This is a genomic window from Halomonas sp. G11, from assembly GCF_001663515.1.
Classification (GTDB): Bacteria; Pseudomonadota; Gammaproteobacteria; order Pseudomonadales; family Halomonadaceae; genus Vreelandella.
In genome coordinates, this window is the sequence record NZ_LYXG01000042.1 from 26,818 (window position 1) to 48,871 (window position 22,054).

At 59.1% G+C, this 22,054-nt stretch carries 22 protein-coding genes and 1 tRNA gene; 17 read left to right on the forward strand and 6 right to left on the reverse strand.

Features of this window, described 5'->3' with window-relative positions; all coding sequences use genetic code 11:
* Positions 1-86: 86 nt before the first annotated feature.
* The 4 genes from dctP to ADS46_RS16525 form a co-directional block, all read right to left on the reverse strand.
* The gene (dctP, locus tag ADS46_RS16510) at positions 87-1,160 is read right to left on the reverse strand and encodes a TRAP transporter substrate-binding protein DctP (RefSeq protein WP_066321849.1); all 1,074 of its coding nucleotides are present in this window, start codon (positions 1,158-1,160) and stop codon (positions 87-89) included.
* An 84-nt stretch (positions 1,161-1,244) separates the two neighbouring features.
* On the reverse strand, positions 1,245-2,180 hold the full coding sequence (locus tag ADS46_RS16515; RefSeq protein WP_066321853.1) for an ornithine cyclodeaminase family protein: 936 nt from the start codon (positions 2,178-2,180) through the stop codon (positions 1,245-1,247).
* 1 nt (position 2,181) lies between these two features.
* On the reverse strand, positions 2,182-2,538 hold the full coding sequence (locus ADS46_RS16520) for a RidA family protein (protein WP_066321856.1): 357 nt from the start codon (positions 2,536-2,538) through the stop codon (positions 2,182-2,184).
* A gap of 132 nt (positions 2,539-2,670) precedes the next feature.
* Positions 2,671-3,438 (reverse strand): helix-turn-helix transcriptional regulator, encoded by a 768-nt coding sequence (locus ADS46_RS16525; RefSeq protein ID WP_066321858.1) that lies wholly within the window; start codon positions 3,436-3,438, stop codon positions 2,671-2,673.
* A 185-nt stretch (positions 3,439-3,623) separates the two neighbouring features.
* On the opposite strand from ADS46_RS16525, the gene ADS46_RS16530 reads away from it, so the two are divergent.
* Positions 3,624-4,985 (forward strand): glycosyltransferase, encoded by a 1,362-nt coding sequence (locus ADS46_RS16530; protein WP_082926130.1) that lies wholly within the window; start codon positions 3,624-3,626, stop codon positions 4,983-4,985.
* Between the two features lie 118 nt (positions 4,986-5,103).
* On the opposite strand, the gene ADS46_RS16535 is transcribed toward ADS46_RS16530, so the two are convergent.
* Positions 5,104-5,190, reverse strand: a tRNA-Leu gene (locus ADS46_RS16535).
* A 113-nt stretch (positions 5,191-5,303) separates the two neighbouring features.
* Here ADS46_RS16535 and queA point away from each other — a divergent pair.
* The 5 genes from queA to secF all read left to right on the forward strand — a co-directional run bounded on the left by queA (position 5,304) and on the right by secF (position 10,854).
* Positions 5,304-6,335 (forward strand): tRNA preQ1(34) S-adenosylmethionine ribosyltransferase-isomerase QueA, encoded by a 1,032-nt coding sequence (gene queA / locus ADS46_RS16540; protein WP_066321860.1) that lies wholly within the window; start codon positions 5,304-5,306, stop codon positions 6,333-6,335.
* 40 nt (positions 6,336-6,375) lie between these two features.
* Positions 6,376-7,512: a tRNA guanosine(34) transglycosylase Tgt gene (tgt, locus tag ADS46_RS16545; protein ID WP_066321863.1), complete on the forward strand. Its 1,137-nt coding sequence runs from the start codon at positions 6,376-6,378 to the stop codon at positions 7,510-7,512.
* Positions 7,513-7,582: 70 nt separating this feature from the next.
* The gene (gene yajC / locus ADS46_RS16550; protein WP_066321865.1) at positions 7,583-7,909 is read left to right on the forward strand and encodes a preprotein translocase subunit YajC; all 327 of its coding nucleotides are present in this window, start codon (positions 7,583-7,585) and stop codon (positions 7,907-7,909) included.
* A 133-nt stretch (positions 7,910-8,042) separates the two neighbouring features.
* The gene (secD, locus tag ADS46_RS16555) at positions 8,043-9,893 is read left to right on the forward strand and encodes a protein translocase subunit SecD (RefSeq protein ID WP_066321870.1); all 1,851 of its coding nucleotides are present in this window, start codon (positions 8,043-8,045) and stop codon (positions 9,891-9,893) included.
* 34 nt (positions 9,894-9,927) lie between these two features.
* Entirely contained in the window at positions 9,928-10,854 is a 927-nt protein-coding gene (gene secF, locus ADS46_RS16560; protein ID WP_066321871.1) for a protein translocase subunit SecF, read from the forward strand.
* A gap of 124 nt (positions 10,855-10,978) precedes the next feature.
* Here the strand turns inward: secF and ADS46_RS16565 are convergent, their stop codons facing one another.
* Positions 10,979-11,773: an inositol monophosphatase family protein gene (locus tag ADS46_RS16565; RefSeq protein ID WP_066321872.1), complete on the reverse strand. Its 795-nt coding sequence runs from the start codon at positions 11,771-11,773 to the stop codon at positions 10,979-10,981.
* Between the two features lie 142 nt (positions 11,774-11,915).
* Between ADS46_RS16565 and ADS46_RS16570 the strand changes: the two genes are divergently transcribed.
* The 11 genes from ADS46_RS16570 to hisS all read left to right on the forward strand — a co-directional run bounded on the left by ADS46_RS16570 (position 11,916) and on the right by hisS (position 22,011).
* Positions 11,916-12,704 (forward strand): RNA methyltransferase, encoded by a 789-nt coding sequence (locus ADS46_RS16570; RefSeq protein ID WP_066321873.1) that lies wholly within the window; start codon positions 11,916-11,918, stop codon positions 12,702-12,704.
* Between the two features lie 125 nt (positions 12,705-12,829).
* Positions 12,830-13,690 (forward strand): serine O-acetyltransferase, encoded by an 861-nt coding sequence (gene cysE, locus ADS46_RS16575; protein ID WP_066321874.1) that lies wholly within the window; start codon positions 12,830-12,832, stop codon positions 13,688-13,690.
* Between the two features lie 76 nt (positions 13,691-13,766).
* A complete protein-coding gene (gene iscR, locus ADS46_RS16580; protein ID WP_066321876.1) occupies positions 13,767-14,234 on the forward strand; it encodes a Fe-S cluster assembly transcriptional regulator IscR in 468 nt (155 codons plus the stop codon).
* 40 nt (positions 14,235-14,274) lie between these two features.
* Entirely contained in the window at positions 14,275-15,432 is a 1,158-nt protein-coding gene (locus ADS46_RS16585) for an aminotransferase class V-fold PLP-dependent enzyme (RefSeq protein WP_066321878.1), read from the forward strand.
* A gap of 39 nt (positions 15,433-15,471) precedes the next feature.
* Positions 15,472-15,798, forward strand: a complete 327-nt coding sequence (locus ADS46_RS16590; RefSeq protein WP_066321879.1) for a HesB/IscA family protein — start codon at positions 15,472-15,474, stop codon at positions 15,796-15,798.
* 156 nt (positions 15,799-15,954) lie between these two features.
* Complete coding sequence (gene ndk / locus ADS46_RS16595) at positions 15,955-16,380, forward strand: nucleoside-diphosphate kinase (protein WP_066321880.1); 426 nt, start codon at positions 15,955-15,957, stop codon at positions 16,378-16,380.
* A gap of 91 nt (positions 16,381-16,471) precedes the next feature.
* Positions 16,472-17,650, forward strand: a complete 1,179-nt coding sequence (gene rlmN / locus ADS46_RS16600; RefSeq protein WP_066321882.1) for a 23S rRNA (adenine(2503)-C(2))-methyltransferase RlmN — start codon at positions 16,472-16,474, stop codon at positions 17,648-17,650.
* A gap of 96 nt (positions 17,651-17,746) precedes the next feature.
* On the forward strand, positions 17,747-18,484 hold the full coding sequence (gene pilW / locus ADS46_RS16605) for a type IV pilus biogenesis/stability protein PilW (RefSeq protein WP_066321883.1): 738 nt from the start codon (positions 17,747-17,749) through the stop codon (positions 18,482-18,484).
* 47 nt (positions 18,485-18,531) lie between these two features.
* A complete protein-coding gene (locus tag ADS46_RS16610; RefSeq protein WP_066321884.1) occupies positions 18,532-19,557 on the forward strand; it encodes a RodZ domain-containing protein in 1,026 nt (341 codons plus the stop codon).
* Between the two features lie 7 nt (positions 19,558-19,564).
* A complete protein-coding gene (gene ispG / locus ADS46_RS16615) occupies positions 19,565-20,680 on the forward strand; it encodes a flavodoxin-dependent (E)-4-hydroxy-3-methylbut-2-enyl-diphosphate synthase (protein WP_066321885.1) in 1,116 nt (371 codons plus the stop codon).
* Positions 20,681-20,715: 35 nt separating this feature from the next.
* The gene (hisS, locus tag ADS46_RS16620) at positions 20,716-22,011 is read left to right on the forward strand and encodes a histidine--tRNA ligase (RefSeq protein WP_066321886.1); all 1,296 of its coding nucleotides are present in this window, start codon (positions 20,716-20,718) and stop codon (positions 22,009-22,011) included.
* The last annotated feature ends 43 nt before the right edge of the window (positions 22,012-22,054 follow it).

A 22,054-nucleotide genomic window follows, 5' to 3' on the forward strand; every position in this document is an offset into this window, starting at 1 on the left:
TGACAACGCCCGCTAATCACGGTTTACGCCGGGGCGGTAATTGCCGCCCCGGCGTCGATCAGCAGCGCGTCGTTCTGGACATGCGTTTATTGGCCATAAACCCGGTAGTCTTCCTCGGCAACTGTCTGGCCAACGCTTTCGACTTCGTCCAGCAGCCCCTGCACACGGGCTTCGTCCATGCCGAAGTCATCGACAATCCATTCCTGCCAGGCAGGGCGGGCAATCTCGGCCATGCGTTCGCGCTCTTCATCGGGCATCAGGTAGCACTCTTCAAAGCGTTCGCAGGATTCCACCCAGCTGGCGGTGGCCAGGGCGCCGGACATGCCGTGGCTCATCTGGATCGCCTCACGCGCGGAGTTGATCAACACCTGCTGTTGCTCTTCGGGTAGCGATTGATACCACGATTCGCTGACCATCCAGGGGGCGCTGTTGTATACGTGCCCGGTGAGTGTGGTGTAGTCGGTGACGGCATCGAAGTTGAAGGTGGTGTTGAGCACCGGGGCATTGAACTGGCCATCGGCAAGGCCGGTCTCCAGCGCGGTGATCAGCTCACCCCAGGGCAGCGGCGTGGCAGAAGCCCCGAGGGCTTGCATGATGGCGACGTGGGCGGGGTTCTCTTCAGTGCGGATGTTGAGCCCTTCCAGGTCTTCGACGGTCTCGATCAGGCGGACGTTGTTGGTAAACGCCACGAAGCCACCGCCATCATCGAAGGTGCCGAGGTAACGCATATCGGCGTCTTCAATGGTGCCGGACATGAAGTCAGCGAACCATTCACTGTCGAAGAAGGTCCAGGCCTGGCGCCAATTAGTGAACAGGAAGGGTGCCGTGACCACCTGGTAATCATCATAGAAAGACGACATGGCCCCGGCCGACATGATCGTCGACTGCAATGTACGTCCGCCCTGTACTTCCGAGCCATTCTCAACCTCGGAGCCTAACTGGCCGCCACCGAATATGTTGACCGTCAGATCCCCGTCGGTACGTGCCTCGACAAGATTTTTGAAGTGCACCAACGCCGGATAAATCGCGTTATTGCTCATGTCCTCCGGCAGTTGGGTGGCGATCACCATTTCATTGGATTGCGCCTGGGCATTAGCGCTGGCAATGGCCAGGGGGAGCGCTGCCAGGGCGGCAATCAATATGGATTTGCTAGTGTTCATAACATACCTCGTTTTGGTTGTTGGTCGGTCTTGGTTATGACTGGCGTTACCACCTAATGGGTAGCGATTTCTTTGTTGTGTGGGTTATTCGGGAAGTGACTCCCATACCTCAATGGCGGCGGCAAGATCTTCAAGCGACGCGCCTACCGATTTGAACAGCGTAATCGCCTCCTTCCCCGAGCGTCCGGGCTTGGTGTCAGATAGCACTTCGGCAAGCTCTGCCTGAATCTGGTCGAACTGGAATTCCCCTTCGTCAATCGCCTGCAGAATATCCCCCGCCTCGCCTTGAGCACCGGCGTAGGTATCCACAAATACTTCGGCGCGGCGTAAACACAGCGCATCGGTTTCGCGCATTTGCGGGCGGAACGCTCCGATCAAATCCAGATGCGTGCCGTAGGTCAGCCATTCACCCTTGATCAGCGGCTGGGTGGAAAGCGTCACACAGCTGATGATATCGGCCTCGGCCACGGCATCGGCCAGCTCGTCGACCACCTGGACCTCGAAGCGGTCAACGTAATCGTCGGCAATCGCTGCTGCCTTACTGGGGTTGCGCCCCCAAATCAGTACCCGCTTGATAGGCCGCACGCTGGCGTGGGCTTCGATCACCATCGGCGCCAGCTTGCCAGTGCCGACGACCAGCAGGGTCTCTGCGTTTTCATTCGCCAGGGCCTGGGCGGCAAGCGCTGACGCCGCCGCCGTGCGACGCCGGGTAAGCTCGCTGCCATCAATACATGCCAGCGGCTGACCGTGTTTGCCCTCGCTGAGCAGATAAAGCCCGGAGATAGCGGGAACACCGTGGTCGGCGTTTTGCGGAAACACATTGACCATCTTGACGCCGATATACCCGGCTTCTTCCCAGGCGGGCATCAGCAGCATGGTGGCTTCGCCATCCGGCCGATGCATGGCGTGATGGTGGCGCGGCGGCGACTCCACGCCATTCACGAAGGTGGCATGTAGCCGCTTGACCAACCCCTCCCAGCTCAGCGCTCGAGCGACGTCTTGTGCAGATACAACCCGCATGTCAGGCCTCCGGCAGTGCGGCAATCACCATGATTTCAACCTTCCACTCGGGTTTGGCGAGTTTGGCTTCAACGGCAGCGCGCACGGGCGGGCGGCCCGGAACCACCCAGGCATCCCAGGCGGCGTTCATCTGGTCGAACTCTGCCATGCTGGTGACCCAGATTTGCGCTGAAAGCAGATGTTCTTTGGAGGTACCGGCCTGGGCCAGTAGTTGATCGATGCGTGCCAGCACTTGTTCGGTTTGCCCGCGCATATCCGCCGAGGCATCCGTGGGGACTTGGCCCGCGAGGTAAACGGTGCCGTTATGAACCGCCACTTGGCTCATACGCGCATTGCTGTCTTGGTAGGTAACGCTCACTGGGTCTCTCCATCAAAAGGGCTTCTTCAGAGACTAGAACGCTATTGGGCAAATTACTTGCCCGACACTGCGGCAAATTTGCCCGTAAGTCATGCAAACCGATCTCAGGATGGAGCCGGTTCGAGGCTACGCCTATCGGTCAGACGAGGGAGAGATTTCAAAATAGCGCCGGTACGCGCGGGAGAAGCTGCCCTGATCGCGAAAGCCGACCAGCATGGCGACATGCCCCAGGCTAAGCGTGCTGTGCCGTACCAACGTACGCGCGTGCTCCAGGCGTCGGCGCTGGACATAGGCCAGCGGCGTCACGCCGGTCAGCTCGCGGAAACAGGTGTGGAAATGCCCTGGGCTCAAGGCGCAAAGGGCGGCTAGCTGCTCCACGCGGATTTCATCGGCAAGGTGCTGATCCAGCCAGGCATCCAGACGGGCGAGGTCGAGGCGTTCGCTGATACAGTGCTGTCCCAACTGCTCAACGGCTTCAGGCCTGGCGTCGTGCAGATACATCGTCAGCGCGCGCAGCAGCAGAATGGCGATTTCATTCTGCAACCCGGGGCACTGCTCGAGCTGACTGGCCAGGGCGTGGGTAAGCTGATTTAACGCCGGGGGGACGCTGAAAAAACGCGGCCTATCGAACAGGCGCTCAATCTCGCTGCCTTTTTCAAGCGTGGCCAGTTGAGCCACGGGAACATCCAGCACCAAGGTACGGTTACTGCCATCGCCCTGGTACTCATGGTGGCGCGACGAGGGAATCAAACAGCCACGCCGGGCCGTCACTCTTTCCCCCCGCCCCTCCATCGAAAGCTCCGTGACACCACAGGTCGCCAGTATCAGCTGATGGAAATCGTGGGTATGGGCCACCTGCTCCTGGGATAAGTTGCGGCTATGCAGCTCAAAAAGGGCCATGGTGGGTTACCGTGTTTCGTCGAATGCGATTCATTCACTATAAAACGGCTCGGCGACAAAAAGCGAGGGGACAGCCAACTGTGCGTTAACGCTCTACCGAGGTGCAATAGGGATGACAAGCTGTCATCAGCAAGTCATGGGCTCGGGTTAGGGTGGCAATAAGCTGCCATAAGAGTTTAGACAACATGCCACAGCGTCGACGCCCTCCTCTCAACTCCCCGCTCAGTGACCAGGAAGTCGCGGTGCTGACTCACTTAGCCAACGGCAATGCTCTCCACCTGCAGCGTGAGGCTGACCGCGAGGCTCGGCGGGAATCGGCGTTGGCGCTGCTTCACTCAACGACGTCGACGGCTAACGCGCAGCCGGGATGCATGAAAGTACTGATGATTTCGGATGTCTACTTTCCCCGCGTCAATGGCGTCTCCACCTCCATTGCCAGCTTTCGCGGTGCCCTTGAACGCCTGGGTCACTCCGTCACACTGATCTGCCCCGACTACCCGTTGGGCCAAGTGGACGAACCGGGTGTACTGCGCATCCGCTCGCACCGGGTACCCGGTGACCCGGAGGATCGCATGATGCGCTACCGCGATCTGCTCGCTCTGACACCGCAGCTTGCAGGCAAGGCGTTTGACCTTATTCATGTCCATACGCCCTTTACCGCCCACTATGCCGGTGTTGCCCTGGGTCGCCGACTCGGGCTTCCGGTGGTCGCGACCTACCACACACTTTTTGAGGCGTATGTTCAGCACTATATTCGCTGGTTACCAAAACGCTGGCTACGCTTGGCCGCACGGCGGCTTTCGGCACACCAATGCCATCAGCTAAGCGCCCTGGTAGCTCCCTCCCAAGCGATGCAGCATGCACTGACTCGCTACGGCGTGACCACGCCCACCACGGTGATTGCTACCGGCCTGGCGCTGGAGGCGTTCTGTTCGCCTCAGCATGACAGCGACTTTCGGGCTCATTACCGCTTGCCCCGGGAAGCACGACTGCTGCTCTATGTAGGCCGCACCGCCTTCGAGAAGAACATCGACTTTCTGATCGACATGCTGCCCAGGGTACTGGACGAACACCCCACCACCCGGCTGATTATTACCGGCGAGGGCCCGGCCCATGACTCGCTTGTCCGGCGTGCTCAGGCGCTTGGCGTGGCGGAATCGGTGCTATTTCTCGGTTATCTCGACCGCAGCGGCCCTTTGCAAGCGGCCTACCGCGCCGCCGACGTTTTCGTCTTTGCATCACGCACGGAAACCCAGGGGCTGGTACTACTGGAAGCGATGGCGCTGGGCACACCGGTGGTCTCCACCGCCACCATGGGCACGCTTGATGTCTTAAAAGAAGGTGAAGGCTGCCTGATCGCCGAGGAAGACCATAACGACTTCGCCACTAAGGTTAACCAGCTATTGAGCGATGAAACACGCCGAGCACAGCTCGCCGAGCGCGGCCAGATCTATGCCGCCAGCTGGCACGAAGACGCAAAGAGCGCAGAGCTGGTTGCTCTTTATCGAAAGCTGGCGACTGAGCGTTTGGCTAATGCGAGGAAGTAAGTAAGACAGTAAGGGCTGGAATCGCTGTTGACACTTTGTAGGCACACTCAAGCATCTTGAAGGAGAAAAGCTCGACGTCCAGACACAAAAAAGGGGCCTAAGCCCCTGATTTTAAAGATGGTGCCGGTGGCCAGACTCGAACTGGCACGCCTGTTACAGCGGTGGATTTTGAATCCACTGCGTCTACCAATTCCGCCACACCGGCAATGGCTGCGCATTATACGTAGATCACCTTCTAGGTCAATCACATTGACTGACTTTATCGCCACAAAGCGCTATCCTATGCCGCCCGTTTGGTCACCGACATAGAGCTTTTTCATGCAGCGTGCGGATTTTCATTTTGAGCTACCCGACGAGCTTATCGCCCGTTACCCGTCTGAACAGCGTAGCGACTGCCGTTTGCTGTGCGTAGATGGCCAGAGCGGCGCGCTCGAACACCGCCGTTTTCCCGATTTGCTTGAGCTTCTCGAGCCCGGCGACCTGCTGGTGTTCAACGACACGCGAGTGATCCCGGCGCGCCTACACGGCCAGAAAGCCAGCGGTGGCAAGGTGGAAATGCTGCTTGAGCGCCCCCTTGATACCCACCGTGGCCTCGCGCATCTCCGGTCGAGCAAATCCCCCAAGCCCGGCACCGAGCTGGTCTTTGAAGGCGATATTCACGCCGTGGTGGAAGGCCGTCGTGAGGCGCTGTTCGAACTGCGCTTTCTGGGCGACACGCCAATGATTGCGCTGCTCGAAGCCCACGGCCATATGCCCCTGCCGCCCTACATTACCCGGGAAGACGAGCTCAGCGACCGCGAGCGCTATCAAACCGTCTATGCCCGGCGCGATGGTGCGGTGGCAGCGCCTACGGCAGGCCTGCACTTCGATCAGCCGCTGCTCGATGCGCTGGCGGAAAAAGGGATCAACAGCGCCTTCGTGACCCTGCACGTCGGCGCTGGCACTTTCCAGCCGGTGCGCGTGGACAACATTCTTGAGCACCACATGCATAGCGAATGGATTGATGTCTCAGAGGACACCTGCCAGCAGGTGCGCGCCACACAGGCAGCGGGCAAGCGGGTGATTGCGGTGGGCACGACCAGCGTGCGCTGCCTGGAGAGCGCCTGCCTCAAGAGCCCTGACAATCAAATTGCCCCCTTCAGTGGCGATACCGATATCTTCATCTATCCCGGCTATGAATGGCGCTGCGTGGATGCGCTGATCACCAATTTCCACCTGCCCGAATCAACACTGTTAATGCTGGTCTCGGCATTCGCAGGTTACGATAACATCATGCACGCCTATCAAGCGGCGGTTGACGAGCGCTATGCGTTTTTCAGCTATGGCGATGCCATGCTGCTGACCCGCTGATCATGTCGCGCTTTAACCGCTTTCTGAACGAGTAACAACGATGCGAAACGAATGCTTTATGCGCTTTGAGCGCCTGGCCGAGGACGGTCGCGCGCGCCGGGGTCGCCTTCACTTCCCGCGGGGAACAGTAGAAACACCTGCCTTTATGCCGGTAGGTACCTACGGCACGGTAAAAGGCATGACGCCCGAATCCGTCAAAGAGATCGGCGCCGAGATCATCCTGGGCAATACCTTTCACCTCTGGCTACGCCCCGGTACCGAGGTCATCGAAGCCCATGGAGACCTTCACGACTTTGCCCAGTGGGACAAGCCGATCTTGACCGACTCCGGCGGTTTTCAGGTGTTCTCGCTGGGCGAGATGCGCAAAATCACCGAGCAAGGCGTGCATTTCCGCTCGCCGGTGGACGGCAGCAAAGTGTTCATGGGCCCGGAAGAGTCCATGGCGGTTCAACGCTCGCTGGGATCCGATGTGGTGATGATCTTCGACGAGTGCACGCCTTACCCGGCAACGTTCGAAGAGGCCGAGAAATCCATGGAACTGTCGCTGCGTTGGGCCAAGCGTTCGCGAGACGCCCATGGCGATTCCCCCTCGGCGCTGTTCGGCATCATCCAGGGCGGCATGCACCCTGAACTTCGTGAACGCTCGTTGAAGGGTTTGCTCGATATCGGCTTTGATGGGCTGGCGATCGGCGGTTTATCCGTGGGCGAGCCCAAGGACGAAATGATCAAGGTGCTCGACTATTTGCCCACCTGGATGCCCGACGACACGCCCCGTTACCTGATGGGCGTCGGCAAGCCCGAAGACCTGGTGGAAGGCGTACGCCGCGGCGTGGATATGTTCGACTGCGTGATGCCCACGCGCAATGCGCGTAACGGCCATCTGTTCACCGCTGACGGTACCGTCAAGATCCGCAACGCTGTCCATCGCTTTGATACCCGGCCGCTTGAAGAAGACTGCGATTGCCATACCTGCCAGCATTTCTCACGTGGTTACCTGCACCATCTTGACCGCTGCAACGAAATGCTTGGCTCAATGCTCAATACCATCCACAATCTGCGTTATTATCAGAGGGTGATGGCTGATTTGCGCGCGGCAATCGAAGCGGGTACATTGACGAACTTTGTGGAAGGCTTCTATGCACGGCGCGGCCTGCCGGTGCCTCCCCTTGCGAATTAATCGGCGCGCGTATTAAGCGGGCGCTATCTTTTGCTCATTCATTGAGTTTATAACCCAGGAGTTCTCTGCAATGCTGGATTTCTTTATCTCACCAGCCCACGCCCAAGCAGGCGGTGCTGGCGGTGGTATTGCGCAAATCGTGATGCTGGTCGGTTTTGTGCTGATTTTCTACTTCCTGCTTTGGCGCCCCCAGGCCAAGCGCGCGAAGCAGCACAAGCAATTGATCAGCAACCTGGACAAAGGCGATGAAATCGTCATCGGCGGCGGCATGGTAGGTCGCATCACCAAGGTGAGCGATGAGTTTCTGACCATGGAAATCGCCGAAGGCACCGAAGTCAACGTGCAGAAAAACGCCGTTGCCACCGTACTGCCAAAGGGCACCATCAAGTCCATCTAATGTAATGATGTAGCACCCCTGCCTTAATGCCAGCCATCCCGGCAGGGGTGACATGGTATCCACGATGGTGAACCTTGCTGTGCATAGCGAGTCTGTGCACAGCATTCCGTTTGTAATTGAAGGCAGGGCTTGCATGCTCAACCGTTACCCCCTGTGGAAGTATCTCTTGATACTGGCCGTTTTAGTGGCCGGCCTTATCTACGCGCTTCCCAACCTGTTTCCTGAAGATCCCGCCGTCCAAATCAGTAGCGCCGAAACCGGCGAAACGCTGGATGAGAGCGAAATCGAGCGTGTCGAAAACGCCCTCGATGAGGCCGGCATTGCCGTCAAATCCATCGAACAAACCAACCAGCAGTGGCTTATCCGGCTACCTGATTCCAACGATCAGCTGCGCACCAAAGAAATCGCCAGCGACCTGCTAGGCGACGATGCCACGGTTGCGCTTAACCTCGCCGAAGCCACCCCCGGCTGGCTGCAGGCGTTTTCCGCCTCACCCATGACGCTGGGCCTCGACTTGCGCGGCGGCGTTCACTTCCTGCTGGAAGTGGATATGGAGGCGGCCCTGACCCAGCGGCTGGAAGTTAATGCCAGCGCCGTTCGCGAGATGCTGCGTAGCGAGGGCATTCGTTATCGCAATACCGAGATAGACGAGCGCAGCCTGTCGCTTGACTTCGCAGGCGAAGAAGATCGCGATGAAGCGCGCCGCCTGATCAGCCGCGAGTTCCCTGACTTTGAATACAGCAACGAAGAAGAAGGCCGCGCGGCGCGCCTGGTGATGTCACTGACCGACGAGCTGGTCAATGAAATCCAGGACTACGCGATCAACCAGAACCTGACCACGCTGCGTAACCGGGTGAATGAGCTAGGTGTCGCGGAGCCACTGGTACAACGCCAGGGGCCTAACCGAATCGTCGTCGAACTACCCGGCGTTCAGGATACCGTGGCCGCCAAGCGCGTTGTGGGCGCGACGGCTAACCTTGAGTTCCGCCTGGAAGCGCGCCCCGACACACCCGAAAGCGAAACGGAAACCTTCAGCTTCCGTAACCAGCCATCACGTTCTGCCGACCTGATGCGCGACGTCATCGTCACCGGCGACAGCGTTTCCAACGCCAGCCGCAGCTTTGACGAAAACGGACGCCCACAGGTCAACATCGATCTTGATGGCACCGGCGGCACCCTGATGAACCGCGCCACCCGCAGCAATATCGGGCGCAACATGGCAGTGCTGTTCATCGAGCATAAAACCGAAGAGCGCACGGTGATTGAAGATGGCGAGGAGACGACCGTTCGCGAACCCTATGTGGAACGCGGTCTGATCAGCCTGGCCACCATCCAGAGCGCGCTGGGTAACAGTTTCCGCATTACCGGCCTTGAGTCGCCCACCGAAGCCGCCGAGCTTGCCCTGCTGCTGCGTTCGGGGTCGCTTGCCGCCCCCATCTACTTCGTGCAGGAACGCACTATCGGGCCAAGCCTGGGGGCCGACAACATCGAGCGCGGTTTACTGTCGGTCCAGATCGGCTTGTTACTGGTCGCCCTGTTCATGCTGATTCGCTACAAGGTCTTCGGTATTTTTGCCAATATCGCGCTGGCGCTGAACCTGACGTTGCTGGTCGCTGCCATGTCGCTTTTGGGCGCCACGTTGACACTGCCGGGGATCGCCGGGATCGTGCTCACGCTGGGCATGGCCGTCGACGCCAACGTGCTGATATTCGAGCGAATACGCGAAGAATTGCGCAATGGCATGTCGATTCAGCAAGCCATCTACTCGGGTTACGAACGTGCGTTCACCTCGATCGTCGACGCCAACATCACCACGCTGCTGGTGGCGGTCATTCTGTTCTCGATTGGCACCGGACCGGTCAAAGGCTTCGCCGTCACCCTGTCCATCGGTATTTTGACCTCGATGTTTACCGCACTGCTGGTGACGCGTGCCATGGTCAACCTGACCTACGGCAGCAAGCCCGTCAAAAAGCTCTGGATCTAATGCCAATGCTCAGCCCAGATTTCACGAGGTGGTCATGAAACCTTTAACACAACGGCAAATCGACTTTATGGGGCGCCGCAAACTGGCGTTCATCGTCGCTGCCGTCATGCTGATCGTGTCGATTGGCGCGATTTTTTTCCAGCAGCTGAATCTAGGCCTGGACTTCACCGGCGGCACCCTGATTGAAGTGCGCTACGCCGACGCCCCGAGCCTCGACACGGTAAGGCAACTGCTTCAAGACAATGGTTTTGAAGACGTGGCCGTACAAACCTTTGGCGCTTCCAGCGAAGTACTGATACGCCTGCGTCAAGCCTTCGACCCGGATATCGGTAATCAGGTCGTCAGCTTGCTTAGGGACGATGGCGCAAGCGTCGACCTGGTGCGCGCCGAATTCGTCGGCGCCCAGGTGGGTGACCAACTGCGCGACCAAAGCGGCATGGGGCTACTGGTCGCACTGGGCGTGGTGATGCTCTACGTGGCGCTGCGCTTCCAATACAAGTTCGCCATTGGTGCGCTGCTTGCATTGATGCATGACGTCATTATCGTGGTCGGTTTTTTCGCCATATTTCAGCTTGATTTCGACCTTACCGTGCTGGCGGCAATTCTCGCCGTCATCGGCTACTCACTGAACGATACCATCGTGGTGTATGACCGCATGCGCGAAGAAATCCGCATGTCGCGCATCGATGATATGCCGCAAATCTTCAACGATGCGATCAATGCCACCCTCTCCCGGACGCTGGCAACCTCAGGCACCACCCTGCTGGTACTCATCGCCCTGTTGTTGCTGGGTGGCGACATGATCCAGAACTTCGCTATCGCCCTGCTGGTGGGTATCGTGGTGGGGACATTTTCATCCATCTATGTCTCCGGCGCACTTTTGCTCCCGCTCAAGCTGTCGCGGGAAGACTTGATTCCCCCCCAGAAAGAAACCGACGAAGAAGAGGAAGAACTGCCCTGATCAGGCAGACCCTGCTTCCAAAAAAACGCCCCTGCCGTTTCCACGGCAGGGGCGTTTTGTTTCGATGATGGTATCTTGATAATCGTGTCTAGATGGGCAGCACTTAAATCTAGATGGTTAGAACTTAAACGTGTGGCGCAAGCTGTTTGATAATCGATTTATACAGACGCGGCCCCGCCGCCAGCAGCTGACTTTCGGCTTTCACGTTGGGTTGCCCGTCCGGAGTGCCCATCAATGCACCCGCCTCTTTTAACAAAAGACTGCCCACTTGAAGATCCTGCTCTTCAAGGCCCAGCACAAAGGCACTGTCGACCCGTCCCGTCGCCAACTCACAAATATCCAAGAGTCCACTGCCCGTGGCTACCAGTGTATCTATCTGGGGAGCCAACTGCTGGGTAATGGTCAGATAGGCAGGTAAATGACGGGGGCGCAGCCATGCTTCGGGAAGACTCATCGCCAGGCGGGTCGCGCTGATCGCCTTGGCTTGGCTAACCCGCATACGCTTACCGTTATGCTGGGCACCCCGGCCGCGGCTGGCGATGTACTCGTCATCGGCAAAGGGGGCGATAATCACCGCATGCTCGGGACGCCCTTTAATCAAACACACCACTGACAGCGCAAAGCCCTTACCCGCCACGGCCAGGTTGGAATAGCCGTGCAACGGCTCAATTTTCCAGACGATATCTTCGCTTTCATCCTGCCCGGGCTTGAAGGTCGTGTAACGACCGATAACGCCGTGCTGGGGATAACCACGCTCCAGCTGCTGAACAATCGTACCTTCGGCTTTACGCGCCGTGTCTTCGAGCAACTTGTCGAGGTTGAATTCGTCGTGGGCATTTTCAATGCGCTCACGCACCTTCAAAAAATGCTCAACAGCGCTACGCGCCGCGCGCAGCGTAAATTGGACCATCGGATTCATGGTTGGGCCTTGTCACAGTGATGTTAAAGAACGTTAGGCGTAGAGATCGCCTTTGGCGCGCAATTCTAGCAGACCGCTATCGGGCACGCTATCGACTCATGCTAAACTGCGCCTTTTCCGCTTTCAGGGGTCGAGTCCTATCATGCTTGAGCGTGTCCGCATTGTACTTATTGGCACCAGCCATCCTGGCAATATCGGGGGGGTGGCCCGCGCCATGCATAATATGGGGCTCGCCGACCTGGCACTGGTGGCGCCGCGCTGCGACACCATCACCCAAGACAGCATTTCCCGCGCCTCGGGGGCCGACCACCTGCTCCACAGCGCCCAGGTGTTTGCGACCATCGAAGACGCCGTGGCGGACTGTACGCTGGCAGTGGGCGCCAGCGCCCGATCCCGTACCCTGCCGTGGCCCATGCTATCCCCACGTGAACTGGCCGATCGTCTGCCTGCTGAATGCCAGCCAGCCGAATCTCGCGTAGCGCTGGTCTTTGGCCGCGAGGACAGCGGCCTCACCAATGCCGAGCTGCAGCGCTGCCATGCTCACGTGCATATCCCCACCAATGCTGATTTCAGCTCGCTCAACCTGGCGGCCGCCGTTCAGGTGCTCGCCTACGAATGCCGCATGGCCTGGCTGTCTCAAGCCAGCCATGAACCGAGCGCCAGCGGACCAGCCGCTACTGTTCAACCGGTCACGGTGTCCCAGGCAGACGATGACCTGGCGTCCCATGCGGCCCTTGAAAACTATTTCGAGCATCTGGAACGCGTGCTGATCACCATCGGGTTCCATGACCCCGAGAAGCCCCGCCAGCTCATGGCGCGCCTGCGGCGTCTTTACCTTCGCGCCCGTCCTGAACAGATGGAAATGAATATCCTACGCGGGATTTTATCCGCCACTGAAAAGGCGACGCAGCACAAGCAACCCCGTGAGTGAGGCGCTAGACTTGAAGAGAGCGCCAAGTGCCCCCAATATCAGACGTCTACTGCGCTTGATTACCCTGCGATGCGGGTCAAAACCGCCCGGTGACAAATCGAACTGCCAACGCCCAAGGGATCCCCATGTTTCAACGCCTGCGTGAAGATATTAACAGCGTCTTTGAGCGCGACCCGGCCGCCCGCAACTTTCTTGAGGTGCTGACCAACTACCCTGGGCTTCATGCGTTGCTGCTGCATCGTTGCAGTCACTGGCTGTGGCAAAAAAACCTCAAGTGGCTATCGCGCTCGATGTCGACATTCGGTCGCTGGCTGACGGGCATCGAAATCCATCCCGGCGCGACCATCGGGCGGCGGTTTTTTATTGACCACGGCATGGGCGTGGTGATTGGCGAGACCGCCATCGTGGGCAATGACGTGACGCTCTATCAGGGCGTCACCCTGGGGGGCACCAGCTGGCACAAGGGCAAACGCCACCCGACGCTGGGCGATGGCGTGATCGTCGGCGCAGGTGCCAAAATCCTCGGACCCTTTACCGTCGGTGCGGGGGCTAAAATCGGCTCCAATGCCGTGGTTACCAAGGAAGTGCCGGCCGGGGCGACGGTGGTCGGCATTCCGGGCAAGGTGGTGAAGCGTGCCGATCCGGATGTGGAAGAAGCCCTTGACGTCGACCCGGCTCGCCGCGAGGCCATCTGCCAGAAGTTTGGTTTTGATGCCTACGGCGTGAGCGAGGACATGCCCGACCCGGTCGCCCGCTCGATGCAGGCCATGCTGGATCACATGCACGCCGTGGACGAACGCATCGAACGTATGTGCTCGACGCTTCGCAAACTGGATGCCAGCTATCGCGACGGTCAGTTGCCAGCGCTGCGCGATGAGGATTTCGCCGACATTCTGGATGAGGCAGACGGTGCCTGCTCAGGTTTAGGCAAGCGTACCTCTCCGACGGCCTCAACCGAGCAGGACGCCTCATCGGGTAATGGTTGACCAAAGCACTCGGGTTTTCCCATAATGGCAACACATTTGCCGTTAGCGCTGAGCCACCGGCGTCGAGGTACCTGTCATGCGTTTGACTACCAAAGGGCGTTACGCTGTAACCGCCATGCTGGACTTGGCACTCAATGCCCAGCATGGGCCCACCAGCCTTAGCGATATTTCACAACGTCAGGAAATATCGCTGTCGTATCTTGAGCAGCTGTTTGCCCTGCTGCGCCGTTACGGGCTGGTGAATAGCGTGCGCGGCCCGGGTGGCGGTTACCTCCTCGCCCACGCGCCCGACAGCATCAGCGTTTCCCAGGTGATTGACGCGGTTAACGAAACCGTTGACGCCACACGCTGCCAGGGGCTTTCAGACTGCCAGCAGGGAGATACCTGCCTGACACACCATTTATGGTGTGATCTATCGGCGCAGATCCGCCATTTTCTCAACGACGTCACGCTGGCTCAATTGATGCAGCGACCTGATGTAATGCAGGTCGCCGAACGCCAGCAGCAACGGGTCGCAGCGGGTATTCTTGCTTCGTCAACTTGATAATCAAGCGACCTCTTTCCACCACAGGTACATGACCACGATGACTGCTGCTTCGCTTCCCATTTACCTTGATTATGCCGCCACGACGCCGGTCGACCAGCGCGTGGCCGAGGTGATGCAGCGCTACCTGACCGTGGATCAGCTGTTCGCCAACCCTGCTTCGCGCAGCCACATGCTTGGCTGGCAGGCGGAGCAGGCCGTGGAGCAGGCACGTCGCCAAGTGGCTGACACAATCGGCGCCGACCCACGCGAAATCGTCTGGACCAGCGGAGCCACCGAGGCCGACAACCTGGCACTGATCGGCTTCATGCGCGCCAATCGCGAACGCGGCATGCATCTGGTGACGTCAGCCATTGAACACAAGGCGATTATCGACACCGCCCTGGCGCTTGAACACGAGGGCTTTGAGGTTACCTGGCTGACGCCGGGACCCGACGGCTGCATCCAGCCCGATCAACTACGCGAGGCCATGCGGGATGACACCGCGCTGGTCTCGCTGATGGCGGTCAACAACGAGCTCGGCAGCATCAACGACATCGCCGCCCTGGCCGCCGTGGCCCATGAGTTTGGCGCGGTTTTCCATTGCGATGCCGCCCAGGCCGTCGGCCGCATCGAGCTCTCGGTAGCCGCCCAGCAGGTGGACCTGATGTCACTGTCGGGCCACAAGTCCTACGGACCGAAGGGCGTGGGGGCGCTCTACGTGAAGCGCCATCCGGATATCCGCCTCGAAGCACTGATTCACGGCGGCGGCCACGAGCGGGGGATGCGCTCCGGCACCCTGCCCACGCATCAAATTGCCGGCATGGGCGAAGCCTTTGACCTGATGCAGCAGCAACAGGCTGCAGACCAGGCGCATATCACCCAGCTGCAGCAACGCTTTTTAAAAGGACTGGAGGGGTTGGACGGTGTCTATGCCAATACCCCTATTTCCCGGGCAGTCCCCAACATCTTGAACCTCGCCTTTGAAGGCGTGGAGGGTGAATCGCTACTGATGGGGCTGCGCGATATCGCTGTTTCGACCGGTTCTGCGTGCAACTCTGCCAGCGTAGATCCATCATACGTATTACTAGGCATTGGCGTACCGCGACGTCTTGCCCTCTCGTCGATTCGTTTCAGCTTCGGGCGCTTTACCACCGAGGCTGACATCGACCACGCCATAACGCTCATCCGCCACGCGGTGAGCGGGCTGCGCGCTTAGTAGCGCTAAGCGGCTGACTACTTACAGGAGGACGCCTCAATGGCCACACTCAACATTACCCCAGCTGCCGCCCAGCAGATCCAACATGTGCTCGACGAACGCGGTCAAGGCCTGGGCCTGCGCGTTTCCGTCAAGCCCAGCGGCTGCTCGGGCTATAGCTATGTACTGGACTTCGCCGACCAGGTGAACGACGAGGACGTTCGCTTTGAAGCCAACGGGGCGAGCGTTTACGTTGCCCCGGACGCCGTGGAGATGCTCGACGGCAGTGAAGTCGATTACGTTAACGAAGGGCTGAATCGCTTTTTCCGTTTCAATAACCCCAACGTAAAAGACGAATGCGGCTGCGGCGAAAGCTTTACCGTCTAGTGCGCGTTACAGGCTCATGGCAGGGCGGTATTCATCCCCCGGCTTAAGCGCTATAATCGCGCCACTCGTTAGCCAAGATGGCTGACGACCCCTTATTTGTACCGCCCCGGCCCACCGGGGCGGCAATCTTTTTCATCCTTTCAGGAGACGCTGAACATGGCAACTGAACGCACGCTATCCATCATCAAGCCCGACGCCGTAGCCAAAAACGCCATTGGCGAGATCATCGCCCGTTTTGAGAACGCCGGGCTGCGCGTGGTCGCCGCTAAAATGCTGCACCTGTCTGAAGAAAAAGCTGGCGGCTTTTACGCTGAGCATAAAGAGCGTCCGTTCTTCAAGGACCTGGTCGGTTTCATGACCTCAGGCCCGGTTGTCGTGCAAGTGCTTGAGGGCGAAGGTGCGATTGCCAAAAATCGCGACTTGATGGGGGCCACCAACCCCAAGGAAGCCGCCGCTGGCACAATTCGCGCCGATTTTGCGGAAACAATCGACGCCAACGCTGTCCATGGCTCTGACTCTGTGGAAAGCGCCGAGCGCGAAATCAACTACTTCTTCAGCAACGACGAAATCTGCCCGCGCTAGCCTCGAAGGTAGCGCCGCCGTTTCAACGTCTGTTGCCGGCCATTTACGCGGGGGCCTTTCGCCCCCGCCATTTCCCTATACGCTGACCGCCATGACCACCACCGTAGCCCAACATACGCCTAGCTCTGCCCCCCAACGAACGCCCAGCGTGCAAGCGACGCCCGAGCGTCAAAACCTGTTGGGCATGTCGCGTGAGCAAATGGCGGCCTTTTTTGTCTCTATCGGCGAAAAGAAATTCCGTGCCGCCCAGGTGATGAAGTGGATTCACATCGAAGGGTGTGACGACTTCTCGGCGATGACCAACCTGTCAAAACCGCTGCGGGAAAAGCTCGCCCAAGTGGCGGAGATCCGCGGGCCGGGGGTGATCTACGAGGGTACCTCGAGCGATGGTACGCGCAAGTGGGTGCTGGAAGTGGAGGACGGCAGCTACGTCGAGACCGTGCTGATCCCCGCCGAAAACGGCAAGCGCCGCACACTGTGCGTCTCGTCGCAGGTGGGCTGCTCGCTGGACTGCAGCTTCTGTTCCACCGGCAAGCAAGGCTTTCAGCGTAACCTCACCGCCGCTGAAATCATCGGCCAGGTCTGGGTCGCCCAGCGTAGCGTCGGGCCACGCCGGGACACCGCAAATCGGCCGGTGACCAATGTGGTCATGATGGGCATGGGCGAGCCGCTACTCAACTACGACAACGTTGTGTCGGCCATGAAACTAATGCTCGACGATGACGGTTATGGCCTGTCCAAGCGTCGGGTAACGCTCTCCACCTCGGGCGTGGTCCCCATGCTCGACAAACTCGGCGATGAGCTCGACGTCAGCCTGGCGGTGTCGCTTCACGCCGCCAACGATGAGCTGCGCAACGAACTCGTGCCGCTGAATCGCAAGTACAATATCCGGTCATTGATGGATGCCTGTCACCGCTATTTGGCCAAATGCCCCGAAAACCGGCTGGTGACCATCGAATATACCCTGATCAAAGACGTCAATGATCAGCAAGAGCACGCCGAGCAGTTAGCAGCGCTGCTTGACGAGCTACCCTGTAAAATCAACTTGATTCCGTTCAACCCGTTCCCCCACTCCGGGTATGAAACACCATCACGGAACCAGACGATGCGTTTCCAGCAGTGGCTGCACGACTTGGGCTACACTGCTCCCATTCGCTCGACGCGCGGCGACGATATTGATGCCGCCTGCGGACAGCTTGTCGGTCGGGTGAAAGATCGCACCAAACGCAGTGCCCGCTATATCCAATCGATTCAACTGGATGCTGACTAATGAGACGTCTTCTTGACTTCCGGTTAACACAGCGCTTTGATGGACACGGTTTAATTTAGCGATCCCTCTTTTTACTGTTACCTTGCGAGGATCTACATGATGTGTCACCGCAGGCTTTACCACCCATCTCGGGTGCCCTTGCTCGCCGCGCTGGTCGGCAGCATGTGGCTAGCCGGCTGTGCCTCTTCCTCCAATGTACCCTCCTCGCCGTCAACACCCGAGGCCGCCTCCGCCTATACTCAGCTGGGCGTTGCCTACCTGGAGCGCGACAACCTGCCAAGGGCCCTCAATGCCCTGGATCGAGCGCTTGAGATTGCCCCCGACAACGCAGAAGCGTTGCAGGCCATCGCGCTGGTCTACCAGCGCCAAGGGGAAAGCAACCTGGCTGATCAGCACTTCCAGCGGGCGATAGAGACGGCGCCTGATTTTACCCGTGCGCGTAACAATTACGCCGCGTTTCTTTACCAAGAGGGGCAAGTGGAAGCCGCCTGCAACCAACTGGAAATCGCTTCCCGGGATGCCCAGTACGATAATCGCACCCAACTTTTTGCCAATTTAGGGCAATGCTATATGGCCCTGGGCAAGACCGAATTAGCGCGCGAGCGATTTAAACGCGCGCAACAAATCGATCCGCGCAACCCACGCGGCTATTTAATGTTAGCTGAACTCGAATATTCACAGGGCAATTACGCCGAGGCATGGTCTCCGTTGCAAAAGCACCTGCAGCTTGCCGGGCCGAGCCAGGAGGCGTTGACGCTGGCCATTGATATTGCCGAAGCCCGAGGCGATCGCGCCGCTGTGGCCGACTATCAACGTCAGCTGAGAGCCAATTGAGCGATGGACGCCCTGATCACCGATTATTTAATGAAGGATGCTCAGCCATGAGCGAGACACTGTCACAATCGAGCGATACCCCAGACGTTAATGACTCCCCCGGCGAGCTGCTGGCCCGCCGACGTAAACAACTCGACATCAACCTGAACGATGCCGCTCGGGCGCTGAACCTGCGCCCTGCCGTCGTGGATGGTCTCGAGCGCGATGATTACAGCGAAATCCCGGTGGTGACCTATCGCCGCGGCTATCTGCGCGCCTATGCCAAGTATCTCGACCTCGATGAGCGACAGATACTCGAAGCTTACCGGGCACGCTTTGGCGAAGCCGATGTTGAACGCAAAGTCACGCCGGTAGCCGTCACCAAGCCGCCCTCACGCCTGGGCGCCTGGTTATTCAAGCTGGTCACGTTGTTGGTCATCGTGGCGTTGATTGCCGTTACCGTCATGTGGTGGCAGAGCCGCGGGGGTAGCGAACTCCCCGACCTGGATTCATCGTCATCAATGGACGCACCCGCAGAGCAGGATCAGGCAGGGGATTTATCCAGCGAGCCCACGCAGACTGAACCGGCTGTTTCGTCCAGCGACCCCGAAGAAGAAGCACCGACATTTGACGACCTGGTCGCTGAAGATGACACCAGCACAGCACAGAGCAACCTTGCCGCTGAAAACACCGCGGACGATACCAGCGAAACCAGTAACGATACCTCCTCAACCGAGCCTGACCCTGCGTCGCTGACCGATGGCGATGAGGCGACTCAGGCCAGCAATCTGGCAACCACGGATAGCGAGGATGATGACAGCAGCAACGATGACGGCAACAACGACGCCAACCCTAACCTTCTGACGCTGACCTTCAACGAACAGTCATGGACCGAAATTATCGATGCTGACAACCAGCGCGTGCTGGTAGGACTTCAAGAACCTGGCACGTCTGCCAGTGTCGAAGGTCAGCCACCGTTCCGGCTCACAGTGGGCAACGTCACTGGCGTTGAAATGCGCTATCAAGGCGAAGACGTCGACTTGACCTCGCGCGCAGGCGCCAACAACGTGGCTCGCTTCACTCTGGGAGAGTAACCGACTTATGCACGCTCATTCGCCCATCAAGCGCCGGGCTTCGCGCCAAATCCATGTGGGGAACGTTGCCGTTGGCGGCGATGCGCCCATCGCCGTTCAGAGCATGACCAACACGGACACACTGGACGTCGAGGCAACCGTTGCGCAAATAGCCCAGTTAGAGAAAGCCGGGGCTGATATCGTTCGCGTGTCAGTACCCGACATGGACGCTGCCGAGGCCTTTGGCAAAATCAAGCGCCAGGCCAACGTGCCGCTGGTCGCCGACATCCACTTTGACTATAAAATCGCCCTGCGCGTGGCCGAGCTGGGCGTTGACTGCCTGCGCATCAACCCTGGCAACATTGGTCGGGAAGACCGCGTCCGCGCGGTAGTCAGCGCGGCTCGCGAGCACGGCATTCCCCTGCGTATCGGTGTGAACGCGGGGTCTCTCGAGAAAGACCTGCAGAAGAAATACGGCGAACCGACACCGGCAGCCCTGGTCGAATCGGCGATGCGCCATATCGACTACCTGGATCGCCTGGATTTCCCCGACTTCAAGGTCAGCGTCAAGGCCTCGGATGTCTTCATGGCCGTGGCCGCCTACCGCGACCTGGCCACACGCATTGAGCAGCCACTCCACCTGGGTATTACTGAAGCCGGCGGACTACGCTCCGGCACGGTCAAATCCTCCATCGGCCTTGGCATGCTGCTGATGGATGGCATTGGCGATACGATTCGCGTCTCGCTCGCGGCTGACCCGGTGGAGGAAATCAAGGTCGGCTACGACATGCTGAAGAGCCTCAAGCTGCGCTCCAAAGGCATCAACTTTATTGCCTGCCCAAGCTGCTCGCGGCAGAATTTCGATGTCATCAGCACCATGAACCAGCTTGAAGAACGGCTGGAAGACGTCATGACACCGCTTGACGTGTCGGTCATTGGCTGTGTCGTCAACGGGCCTGGCGAAGCCAAGGAAACCGACATTGGCCTGACCGGCGGCAGCCCCGCCAATCTGGTGTATATCGACGGCAAGCCGTCCAGCAAATTGCGCAACGACCACCTTGTCGATGACTTGGAGCGGCTGATCCGCGACAAAGTACGTGAAAAACAGCAGCAGGAAGACAACACGATCGCCCGCAGCGTTTAAGTACGACGCGGGATAGCCGACCCAGGGAGTTTGCCTTGAGCAAGTCTGTAGCAAAAAAAATTCAAGCCATTCGAGGCATGAACGATCTATTGCCCAGCGAGAGCCCTCGCTGGCAATTTTTTGAAGGAATAGTCCGCCAGTTGATGCAGCGTTATGGTTTTGCGGAAATCCGCACGCCGATCGTCGAGCAGACGGCGCTGTTTGCACGCTCCATCGGCGAAGTCACCGACATTGTCGAAAAGGAGATGTATACCTTCGAAGACCGAAACGGAGACAGCCTTACCCTGCGTCCCGAAGGTACCGCCAGCTGCGTACGCGCGGCCATGGAAAACGGGCTTCTGTACAACCAGACCCAGCGGTTGTGGTACCAGGGGCCGATGTTCCGCCATGAGCGGCCCCAGAAGGGCCGCTACCGCCAGTTTCACCAGGTCGGTATCGAGGCTTACGGTTTTGAAGGCCCGGACATTGATGCCGAGGTGATTCTGCTCTCTGCTCGGCTGTGGAAAGAGCTGGGGCTGATGGAGCATGTCACCCTCGAGCTTAACTCGCTGGGCTCAAGCGAAGCCCGCGCGGCTTACCGCGACAAGCTGGTCGCCTATTTCGAGCAGCACCGCGACGTCCTCGACGAGGACGCCAAGCGGCGGCTGAACAGCAATCCGCTGCGCATTCTCGACTCCAAGAACCCTGCCATGGCGGAGATGCTCGACGGCGCACCACGCTTGCTGGATAACCTCGACGAGCCCTCGCAGGCCCACTTTGAGCAGCTAAAAGCCATGCTCGACGCGGCGGGTATTGCCTATGTCATCAACCCACGGCTGGTTCGCGGTCTCGACTACTACTCGCGCACCGTCTTTGAGTGGACCACGACAGCGCTGGGCAGCCAGGGCACCGTATGCGCTGGCGGCCGCTACGACGGCCTCGTCGAGCAGTTGGGCGGCAAACCCACTCCAGGCGTTGGTTTTGCCATGGGTGTTGAGCGCCTGATTCTGCTGCTCGAGACCCTTGATTTAATACCCGACGAAGCGGGTAGCGACGTGTATTTGCTGGCGATGGACGATACCGCGACGGTCGCCGCGATCACCCTGGCCGAGCAGCTTCGCAGTGAACTGCCCTGGCTTCGCCTGCAACTGCATTGCGGCGGCGGCAGTTTCAAGAGCCGCATGAAAAAAGCCGATAAAAGCGGTGCCGCGTATGCCCTGCTGCTTGGCGAAGACGAAATAGCCGAGCACACCGTCACGCTCAAGGCCCTGCGCGACGACCAGGCACAGCAACGCGTTCCCCAGGCAATGCTGGCCCACACGCTCAGCGAGCAGCTGCCCAACACACCATAAACGGGTGGCAGGCATCGCCTGCCTCTCAACCCATCATGACCGT